Origin of the sequence: Streptomyces pathocidini, from assembly GCF_001418495.1 — a bacterium.
Lineage (GTDB): Bacteria > Actinomycetota > Actinomycetes > Streptomycetales > Streptomycetaceae > Streptomyces > Streptomyces pathocidini.
On sequence record NZ_LIQY01000186.1, the window covers coordinates 1 to 9,699 of the forward strand.

Sequence of the window (9,699 nt, forward strand, 5' to 3'; positions counted from 1 at the left end):
GGGTATGGCGGGACCACTCATGGGGGTTACTCCCTCTGTCCGGTGGGATCGTCGACGACCCGAGGCGTCCTGCATGCCTATGGTATGCCGCTGGTCGGCCGGATGCACCTGTCTTCCTGTCAACCCTCGGCTTCTACGCGCGAGTTGAAGCTCCGTCGGCTCCTGGCAGGGGCAGGTGAAGGGTGGCGACGGCGCCGCCGGACTCGGGGTTGGAGAAGTGGAGTCCGGCGCCGATGACGGCGGCTTGGCCCTGGGCGATGGTCAGCCCCAGACCGTGGCCGCCGCCCCGCTCGGCCGCGCCGGTCCGGAAGCGCTGCGGACCGTGGGCGAGCAGATCCTCGGGAAAGCCGGGGCCGTGGTCGCGTACGGCGATGGTCGCGCCCCCACCGGAGATCTCGTCGCAGACCCCGACGGACACCTCGACGGGCGGGCGGCCGTGGCGGCGGGCGTTGACGACGAGATTGGTGACGATCCTGTCCAGGCGGCGCGGATCGGTGTGCGCGGTCGGCTCGCCCGCCACCGTGAGCCGGGCTTCCAGGCCGGCGCGGCGCAGGCAGTCCTCGACGAGCGGGCCCAGCGGTATGTCCACGAGATCTGCCCGCTCGGCGCCCGCGTCCAGCCGCGAGATCTCCAACAGGTCCTCCACGAGCGCCCGCAGGACCCGCACCCGGTCCCGTACGAGATCGGTGGCCTCGCCGTCCGGCAGCAGCCCTGCCGAGGTGACCAGGCCCATCAGCGGGGTGCGCAGCTCGTGCGCGACGTCAGCCGTGAACCGCTGCTCAGTGCGCAGCCGCTCCCTCAGGGAGTCGGCCATCAGGTCGACGGCGGCCGAGATCTCGGCGATCTCGTCGTGGCCCCCGGTTCCGGTCCGGGCGTCCAGGTCGCCGTCCCTGATGCGCCGGGCGGTGCCGGCCACTCTGCGCAGCCTCCGGTTGAGCAGTTCGGTGGCCAGGGCGGAGAGCGGGATGACCACCGCGAGCGCCAGCAGCGCGGCCTCGGTCATGTGCCGGTCGAGCGCCTCCAGGCTGTACAACTCGCCGGTCATGGAGATCTGGACGGCGAGCACGTCCTTGCCGTCCCGCTGCGCCGCCCACATCCAGGGGAGGTCCGGCTGCCGGTCGTCGTACCACGTGACGGCTGCCCGGGAGGCGCCGAGGCGGTGCTGCAGCGGGTCGGGGAGGGACGCCGGATCGTAGACGGAGTAGCCAACGACGGGGCTGTCCTGAGCGTCCCCGCCTCTGCGGTCCGCGTGCTCGCTGACCGCGGACACCAGGTCGCGCAGGGCGGTGTCCTCGCTGTGGGACAGGGAGCGGTCCCAGGTGGCCTGGTGCACGAGCACCCCGATGGCCGCGGCGACGGCACAGGTCGCGGCGGCCACCAGAGCGGCGATCTTCCAGCGCAGCGACCGCGGGTCCGCGGCACGGACGAGGGCGCGGGCGAGGGAGGCGAGTCGGTACGGCACGTCAGCGCCGCAACTTGTAGCCGAAACCCCGTACGGTTTCGATGCGTTCGCCGCCGATCTTCTTGCGCAGCCGCTGTACGCACAGGTCGACGACGCGGCTGTCGCCGTCCCAGCCGTAGTCCCAGACCTCGTGCAGCAGCCGCTGCCGGTCCAGGACGATGCCGGGGTGCGCCGCGAACTCCAGCAGCAGGCGCAGTTCGGTGGGTGTGAGCGTCACCGGTTCGTCCGCAAGGGAGACGTCCAGGCCGCGCGTGTCGACGACCAGGTCGCCGAAGACGAGCCGGTCCGCGTCGGGTCCGGCGGGGGGTTCGGAGGGCGTCGCGTCCGCGGCGAAGGTGACCCGGCGCAGCAGGGAACGGATCCTGGCGACCAGTACCGCCGTGTCGACGGGCTTGACGATGTAGTCGTCCGCGCCCGCCTCCAGACCCGACACCACGTCGAGTGCGTCGCCGCGCGCGGACATCATCAGGATCGGGGTCGGATCCGTCTCGCGGACCTTGCGGCACAGGCCGATGCCGTCCAGGTGGGGCAGCATCACATCGAGGACGAGGAGATCGTGCCGCCCCTCCCGGAAGCGCTCGAGACCGGTGAGGCCGTCGCCCGCCGCGGTCACCTCGTAGCCGTAGCGCCGCAGTGCCATGGTGAGCGACTTGCGGATCACCTCGTCGTCCTCGACGAGCAGCAGGGAGACGGCTGACGGGGAACCGCCGGGGGCTTCTGGATCGGACATCTGACCAAACCTATGGGACCTACGGGAAAGAAACGGTCAAAGAAGACAATAAGGCGGTCGGTGGCGTTGTCAGAGCCTGAGGGCCGCCGCCACCGGCAGGTGATCGCTGCCGGTGGCCGGCAGCGTCCACGCCGAGGCGGGCTCGACGCCCTTCACCAGGATCTGGTCGATCCGCGCCATGGGGAACGCGGCCGGCCAGCTGAAGCCGAACGCCTGGCCCGCCGTGTCCTGCACCGAGCGCATCCGCGAGGTCACCGGGGTCAGGGCCGCGTCGTCGGTGGTCCCGTTGAAGTCGCCCACCAGAACAGTCCTCGGCAGGCGCTCCTCGCGCAGGGCGTCCGCGAGGAGCCGGGCGGCCTCGTCGCGCTGCCCGGTCGTGAAGCCGGAGTCGAGCCGGACCCGTACCGAGGCCAGATGGGCCACGTAGACGGCGAGGGGGCCCTTGGGGGTGTCCACGGTGGCACGCAGGGCACGGGTCCACGGCATGATCGCCACCGGCCGGGCGTCGCGCAGCGGGTATTTGCTCCAGAGGGCGACCGTGCCCTGCACCGTGCGGTACGGGTACGTGCCGGCCAGCGCGCTCTCGTACCGCGGTGTCGTCGCCGGGCTGAGCTCCTCGAGCGCGAGAACCGCGGCTCCGGAGGCCGCGAGCGCCCGGGCGGTGCCCCGGGGATCGGGGTTCGCGTCGTTCACGTTGTGGGTGACCACGGTGAGGTCGCCACCGGCCGCCCGCTTGTCGGTGAGCATGCCGCCGAACACCCATACCCAGGCCAGGGCGGGCAGCAGTACGGCGACGAGCGCGGTCGCCGAGCGGCGGACGAGTGCGACGGCTGCCAGTACGGCGACGAGAGCCGCTGTCCACGGCAGGAACGTCTCCAGCAGACTGCCCAGGTTTCCGACGGCGTTGGGGACGTGGGCGTGGAAGAGCAGGAGCGAGGCGGTCACGACCGCGAGGGCCGCGGTGGTCCGGCCCCGTCGCCAGGTCCACGCGTACGGTCGGCGGTCGCGCGCCGGTCTGGTGTCCGGGCCGGGGGCCAGGCCCGAGCCCGTGTCCGTGTCTTGGCCCGCGTCCGTGTCCGGGGCCGCGTCTGTGTTCGTGCCTGGGACTGCGACCGTGTCTGGGCCCGCGTCCGAGCCCGCGTCCGGGGCCGCGACCGTGTACGTGCCCTGGGCCGTGTCCGGGCCTGGGGCCCGTCGTGCCGGCCCCGCCGGAATGTGGTCCACTGTCGTCGTCATCGGTGGCTCCCCTTCAGCCGCGGTGGGCGGCGAACGTGGGGGGAAGGCCCCGCTGGACCGCGCTGATCAGCTGGTCGCTGCTGGTCAGCGCGGTGCGCAGCCCCTCGCTCGGCGTGGTGCCGGGGCGCTGGTGGAGGACGACGCCGAGCACCAGCCGACGGTCTGCGCCTTTGCTGGTCCAGGCGTGGGCGGCCCACATCAGGGCGCCGCCGGCCGGGGTGCTGGAGCCGGTCTTGAGGCCGATCACCCCGGGCTTGGTGAGCAGCGTGTTGGTGTTGTCGACGGTGCCCGGAACGCCGGGCACGGTCGTGCTGCGGATGGCGACGATCTCTCGGAGCGCCGGGTTCTTCATGACCTCGTGCGCGAGCTTGAGCTGATCCACCGCCGTGCTGCGGGTGCTCGCCTCGATACCGCTGGCACCCGTGTAGGTGGTGCGGGTCATGCCGAGGGCCACGGCGGTGCGGTTCATCCTGGCCACGAACGCCTCCTGGCTGCCGGAGTCCCAACGGGCCAGGAGGCGGGCGATGTTGTTGCCGGAGGGGATCAGCAGCAGTTCGAGCAGCTGCCGCTCGGTGAACTTCTGTCCTTCCCGTACCGGCGCGGTCGACTCGTCGGGCGAGAGCGACTCGGCCGCGGCCGTCGCGTCGACGGTGACGGCCGGTCCCTCTTTCCCCTGCGCGAGGGGGTGGTCCGCGAGGATCACGTACGCGGTCATGACCTTGGTGACGCTGGCGATCGGCACAGGCGTCGGCGCACCGCTGCTGCCCAGACTGCCCACCCCTTCCACCTCGACGGCGGCCTGGCCCTCCCGCGGCCAGGGCAGCGTCGTGGAGGGCGCCACGGAGACCGTCGTCGAGGGCGCCACGGAGATCGTCGAGGCGGGCGCCACGGAGACCGTCGGGGCGCCCAGGCGCTGCGCCGCCCCGCGCTCGTTGCCGCTGGCGGGGAAGCCGAGCCAGGCGACGGTCTCGATGATCGCGAGCGCGACGGAACACGACACCGCGATCCGCAGGCGGGCAGAGCGCATCGGGGAAACACCTCCAGGACAGCCGAGCGCGGGGGATTCCCCGTACTCGGCAAACCCTGCGGGATGCACGTATCCGGCCCGACCTGGCCATCCGTCGGTGACCGCTCAGGTGTGTATCAGCCGGGTATCAGGTTCGGGGGCGGGCGCTCTCATCCCTCCGCCCCGCGTCGCCGCCATGTGGAAGCCGGTGTACGGGTACGGGTCGTCGCGGACCGTCGCCGTGGGGACGTCGGCGTACCTGGACGCCGGTCCTGCGGTGCACCCGGGCGTCCGGCGCGTGCGGGCCGGTTCAGACGCCGAAGGCGGCGCCGCGGGCGAGCAGCCGGCCGACCTCGGCGCGGTGCTGGTGGGGCCGCAGGTACTGGCGCATGACCCTGACGGCCTGTGCGGATCTGCTGGAGCGCAGCCCCGAGTGGTCGTCGAGCAGGGCCCGCCAGTGGGAGCAGGCCTCTTCGAGGTGGCCCAGCTGCATGAGGAGCTCGGCGATGCGGGCGTGGGTGAGGGCACGGGCGCGGCGCTCGTCCGCGGCGCGCTGGCGCAGTGAGTACGCGAGGGCGGTCAGCGCGCCGGAGCGGTCGCCGAGCGCGGCGAGGGTCTCGGCCCGCTGGTAGTGCAGGCCGGCCAGGGAATAGGACGTGAAGGGATCGTCCGTCGTGCCGGTCTGGCTGTGCAGGCGCTCGGCGGTCCTCAGCGCGGCGAGGGCCTGGCGCGGGTTCTCACATCGGGCCTCGGAGACGGCCAGTTGGGCCTGCACATAGGCCTGGATCGCGCTCGGCGCCCGTCGGGCCGTGTCGGCGGCCTGCTGGGCGAGGCGGCGGGCGGCGCCGACGTGGCCGAGCCGGTCCGTGTGGGTGCCCAGGGTGCGTACGGCGATGGCGTAGGTGTCCGTGTCCCGGGCCTCCGCTGCCAGGAGCGCGGCCGTGCGGTAGTGGTGCTGGGCGAGCGCGTCGGCTCCCGAATCGGCGCACATGTTCCCCAGGAGCACGGTCAGTTGGGCCGTCCCGGACAGGAGACCGCGGTGGACGTCCCCGTCCGAGGGTGAGTGGACCCATCGGATGACGTCGTGGGCGAGGTAGGCGGCGAGGGCGGTACGGGCGTGGGCGCCGCCGAAGGTGGCGGAACTGGCCGAGAACACCCTGCGCATGGTGCGGACCGCCTCGATCTCCGCGGCGCCGACCCCGCGCATCCGGCTGGTGGGGCGCGCGGGTCGGCGCCGGTCGCTCAACTCGGCGTAGTCGGGGACCGAGAGGGAGCCCAGGCTCAACGGGTCGGCGGTGATCGACGGCCACCGGGCGGTTTGCAGTTGCAGGTGGGTGAGTTCGGTCAGCATGCGCAGCGGGTCGCCGTCCCACCGGAGCCTGCTCGGCAGGGGGTCGCCCTGGAGCCGGGTCAGCCCGGCCTGGGTGGCCGTGACGGGCCGGGAGAGACGCCGGGACAGGGCCTCCAGCAGATAGGTGGGGGCCGGGGGGCGTGGACGCGTCCCGGACAGCCACCGGGAGACCGTGGACCGGTCGCAGTGCAGGTTCTGTCCGTGCTGGTCGGCCACAGCCCGCACGGCGGCGGCGAGTTGGGCGGTGTTCCAGTCGCATTCCGCGAGCAGGGCTCGCAGCCGGTCATTGGGTGGGTTCGGCACGTGGTGCGCTCCCGAGGACTTGCTGGTGGGTGGTGCGAGCCCACGGGAATTCACAAGTGCGCAACCTTGCCGCGTAGTGCACCGCCTCCGCGCCCCCACCCCTCTCGCACTCGTCTGCCGAACAGCGATGCACTGGACTCCTGCCCAGTATCAGCCGAGTCCTGCTTTTCGTATCGGTTGGTACCGGAGCATTCGAGGGCGGCCGCACTCCGGTGTTGTGCGCCCGGCGCGCGGGCGCGAGGCGAGGAGGCCGACATGGCGGAGACCGCGGCAGTGGTCGGCGCGGGCGTCTCCGGGCTCACCGCGGCCCACATCCTGCGGCGCAGCCACGACGTCACGCTGTTCGAGGCGCAACCCCGCGCCGGCGGCCACGCGCACACCCACGACGTGCCCCGGGCGGACGGGGCGGCGCTTCCCGTGGACACCGGCTTCATGGTGTTCAACACCCGGAACTACCCGCAGCTGACCCGGCTGTTCCAGGAGGTCGGCGTACGGACGCAGGGCTCCGACATGTCGATGAGCCTGACCTGCGAGCGCTGCCCCATCGCGTACCTGACCGGAAGCGCACTGCGGACCGCCCCCGCGTGCCCCGACGGCTTTCCCGCGGCGCGATGGAGCCGACTGGCCGACGAGGCACGGTGGTTCGCCGCCCTCGCCCGGAGCACGCTCGCGGACCCCGCGGCCGACGCCACGACCCTGGGCGAACTCCTCGACGCCCACGGCCACTCGGCCGTCTTCGCCGACCACCTGGTGCTGCCGCTGGTCTCCGCCCTGTGGTCCTGCGGCGCGGCCACGGCCCGCGACTACCCGGCGCGGTTCCTCTTCCGCTTCCTCGACCACCATGGGCTGCTCCCGGGCGGGGCGGCGGTTCGCTGGCGCACCGTCACGGGCGGCAGCCGCGCGTACGTGCGGCGCGTCCTCGCCGGGCTGCCCGACGTACGGCTGGGGCAGCCGGTCCGCTCCGTGCGCCGGGTGGCCGGCGGGGTCGAGGTACGGGACGCCCGGGACCGCGTACTCCGCTACGACCGCGCGGTGCTCGCCGTGCACGCGGGCCAGGCGCTGCAGCTCCTCGCCGACCCCACGGCGCAGGAGAAAGCGGTCCTCGGCGCCATCCCGTACGTCGCCAACGAGGCGGTGCTGCACACCGATTCCTCCTTGCTGCCGGCCGAGGAGCGGCTGCGCGCCTCATGGAACGTGCGCAGGACGGCCGGCGACCGCCGCCCCGACGCGCCGGTCCTGATCAGCTACCACCTCAACCGGCTGCAGCGCCTGGCGGGCCCGGCCGACTACGTGGTCACGCTCAACCCCGGCCGCAGGGTACGCGAGGAGAGGGTCATCGAGCGGATGGTGTACGAGCACCCGGTCCACACGCCGTCGAGCGTGGCCGCCCGGGAGCGCCTGCCGGGGCTGAACGGCCCCCGCCTCGCGTTCGCCGGGGCCTACCAGGGGTGGGCCTTCCACGAGGACGGCTGCGCGTCGGGAGTGCGGGCCGCCGCGGCCCTGGGGAGCGAGTGGTGACGCCCGAACACGCGACGCGGAACCGGGGTTCGGCCACGTCCGGCATTCGCACCCCGGTGCTCTTCGACTGCGAGGTGGTGCACCACCGCCACGAAGACGCGGACCACCGCTTCTCCCACCGGCTCCGGCTGTGGCTCGTGGACGTGTCCGCACCGCCCGCGCCCCGCGCCCCGCTCTCCTGGCTCCTGCGGTTCCGGGCGGCCGACCATCTGGGCGACCCCGCCCGCACCCTGCGGGAGAACATCGGCCACTTCCTGCTCCTGAACGGCGTGGACACCACCGGGGGACGGGTGCTGATGCTCGCCCAGGCCAGGGCCCTCGGCTACGTCTTCGACCCGGTCACGCTCTACTGGTGCCACGACCGGCACGGCCGGTTGGCCGCCGTGGTGGCGGAGGTGCGCAACACCTTCGGCGAGCGCCACTGCTACCTGGTGCGCCCCGACGGCGAGGGCCGCGCGGAGGCGGACAAGGAGTTCTACGTCTCGCCGCTGTTCCCGGTCGACGGGCGCTACCTGATGAGGTTCCGCCTGGAACAGGACCGGCTGGCGGTCACGTTCGTGCTGCGGCGTCCCGACGAGGCGGCGCTGCGGCGCCCCGCCGAAGCGGCGAAGGTCCCCGGGAAGCCGGCAGTGCCCGGGGCGGCGCGGGACCACACCGCCCTGGTCGCCACCCTGCGCGGGGTGCCGGTCGAGCCCCGGGCCCGGCGGCTGGGAGCGCTGCTGGCGCATCCCCTGGCGTCCTACCGGACGATCACCCTTGTCCACTACCGGAGTTGGCGGCTGCGGAGGCTCGGCCTACGAGTCCGGCGCCGCCGTTTCCACCCACCGCAGCCGGGCGTCGGACCCGGCCCCACCGGCGCCCCCCGGCCCCGGCGGCGGCAGTCAGGAGGCGACTGACCATGCGACCCTGCTCCCTCGAACCCCCGCCCGACCTCGGCAAACCGCTGACCCGGCGCGAAGCGGAAGTGCTGCTCAGAGTCACCGAAGGGCTGTCGAACCGGATGATCGCCCGCCGGCTCGGCATCAGCGAGAAGACCGTGAAGAAGCATGTCGGCGCGGTCTACGCCAAGTTGGGCGTCACCTGCCGGGTGGAGGCGGTGCTGCGCGCCCTGGAGCCGGCCCACCGGTCCGGGACCGAGTGAACGCGAAACCCGAGTGGACACGAAACCCGGTGCCGCCGTCGCCCGCGAGGTCACCGAGTGCGGCAACACCTCCGCGGCGTCGGTACCGCTGGCCCTGGCGGCGCGCTCGAACGCGAGGACATCGCCGCCGGGAGCCCCGTGCTCCTCATAGGGTTCGGCGCGGGGCTGACCTTCGCGGGCCCAGGTGGTGAGGTGCCCGTGAGGCGGGTGTCCGAGGGCGGTCAGACGCCCGTGAGGCGGGTGTCCGAGGCGCGGTCGCCGTCCTCCGCGGGCACCTCAGCACTCTCGGGCACGGCGCTGTTCTCCAGCACGTCGCCGTTCCCCGGTACGCGGGTGGCGCCCAGGCGGGAGCGTGTCGCGGCGAGCGCGTAGTGCTTGGCCGTGTAGCCCCAACTCGCCCTGGCGGCCTCGAAGTAGTGCCCGATCCCATCGGCGAACCCCGGCGCCGCGGCGTCCATGGCGGCGCGGCCGGCCGCGATGCGCCGCTGCCAGTCGCGCATGGTCCGGTCGTAGTGCGCGGTCAGATCGGTCAGCGCGGTCAGGCTGAATCCCGCGTCCTCCACCTCCTCGACCAGCTGGGAGAGCGCGTTCATCGCCGTGAACCCGTACAGCTCCACGGCGTGCAGGCTGCGCGGCCGCCGCTCGTACTCCCGGCGCGCGGCCCGGCTGCGGTAGCAGCTGGCGGAGAGGTAGAAGGACGCGTCCTTGCGCAGGAGCCGGTGCACCTTGCGCAGGGGTTCGCGGTGCTCGGGCAGATGCTCCAGCACGCCCACCATCGCCGCCGCGTCGAAGCGCGGCCCGGCGAGGCCGGCGGTCTCGAAGGTGCCGGGCACGACGCGCACCCGGTCCGCCACTCCGGTCTCCGACGCCCGCCGGGCCACGAAGCGCTGCTGCTCGGCGGAGGGGGTCACGGCGGTGACGTGGCAGTCGTACTCCTGGGCCAGGAACAGGG

At 73.3% G+C, this 9,699-nt stretch carries 9 protein-coding genes; 3 read left to right on the top strand and 6 right to left on the bottom strand.

Annotation, left to right across the window (positions count from 1 at the left end; genetic code table 11):
- Window positions 1-133: 133 nt before the first annotated feature.
- The 5 genes from AOK16_RS10905 to AOK16_RS10925 all read right to left on the bottom strand — a co-directional run bounded on the left by AOK16_RS10905 (window position 134) and on the right by AOK16_RS10925 (window position 6,088).
- The gene (locus tag AOK16_RS10905) at window positions 134-1,462 is read right to left on the bottom strand and encodes a sensor histidine kinase (RefSeq protein ID WP_055472052.1); all 1,329 of its coding nucleotides are present in this window, start codon (window positions 1,460-1,462) and stop codon (window positions 134-136) included.
- A gap of 1 nt (window position 1,463) precedes the next feature.
- A complete protein-coding gene (gene cseB, locus AOK16_RS10910) occupies window positions 1,464-2,192 on the bottom strand; it encodes a two-component system response regulator CseB (protein ID WP_055472053.1) in 729 nt (242 codons plus the stop codon).
- A 69-nt stretch (window positions 2,193-2,261) separates the two neighbouring features.
- The gene (locus AOK16_RS10915; protein WP_079101250.1) at window positions 2,262-3,428 is read right to left on the bottom strand and encodes an endonuclease/exonuclease/phosphatase family protein; all 1,167 of its coding nucleotides are present in this window, start codon (window positions 3,426-3,428) and stop codon (window positions 2,262-2,264) included.
- 13 nt (window positions 3,429-3,441) lie between these two features.
- Window positions 3,442-4,455 carry a D-alanyl-D-alanine carboxypeptidase family protein gene (locus tag AOK16_RS10920; protein ID WP_055472054.1) on the bottom strand — a complete coding sequence of 338 codons (1,014 nt, stop codon included), beginning with the start codon at window positions 4,453-4,455 and terminating at the stop codon, window positions 3,442-3,444.
- A 289-nt stretch (window positions 4,456-4,744) separates the two neighbouring features.
- Window positions 4,745-6,088 carry an NsdA family TPR-like regulatory protein gene (locus AOK16_RS10925; RefSeq protein WP_055472055.1) on the bottom strand — a complete coding sequence of 448 codons (1,344 nt, stop codon included), beginning with the start codon at window positions 6,086-6,088 and terminating at the stop codon, window positions 4,745-4,747.
- 255 nt (window positions 6,089-6,343) lie between these two features.
- Here AOK16_RS10925 and AOK16_RS10930 point away from each other — a divergent pair, with 255 nt between their 5' ends.
- Genes AOK16_RS10930 through AOK16_RS10940 form a run of 3 tightly spaced genes read left to right on the top strand, consistent with a single transcriptional unit; the run spans window position 6,344 to window position 8,747 of the window.
- Window positions 6,344-7,606, top strand: coding sequence for an NAD(P)/FAD-dependent oxidoreductase (locus AOK16_RS10930; RefSeq protein ID WP_055472056.1), 1,263 nt, complete (start codon window positions 6,344-6,346; stop codon window positions 7,604-7,606).
- Window positions 7,603-8,502: a DUF1365 domain-containing protein gene (locus tag AOK16_RS10935; protein ID WP_055472057.1), complete on the top strand. Its 900-nt coding sequence runs from the start codon at window positions 7,603-7,605 to the stop codon at window positions 8,500-8,502. Before AOK16_RS10930 ends, AOK16_RS10935 begins: the two co-directional genes overlap by 4 nt.
- Before the next feature lie 2 nt (window positions 8,503-8,504).
- Window positions 8,505-8,747 (top strand): response regulator transcription factor, encoded by a 243-nt coding sequence (locus AOK16_RS10940; protein ID WP_055472058.1) that lies wholly within the window; start codon window positions 8,505-8,507, stop codon window positions 8,745-8,747.
- Window positions 8,748-8,968: 221 nt separating this feature from the next.
- Here the strand turns inward: AOK16_RS10940 and AOK16_RS10945 are convergent.
- Window positions 8,969-9,699 (bottom strand): SAM-dependent methyltransferase (locus tag AOK16_RS10945; RefSeq protein WP_055472059.1); only part of this gene is annotated, 731 nt, incomplete at its 5' end.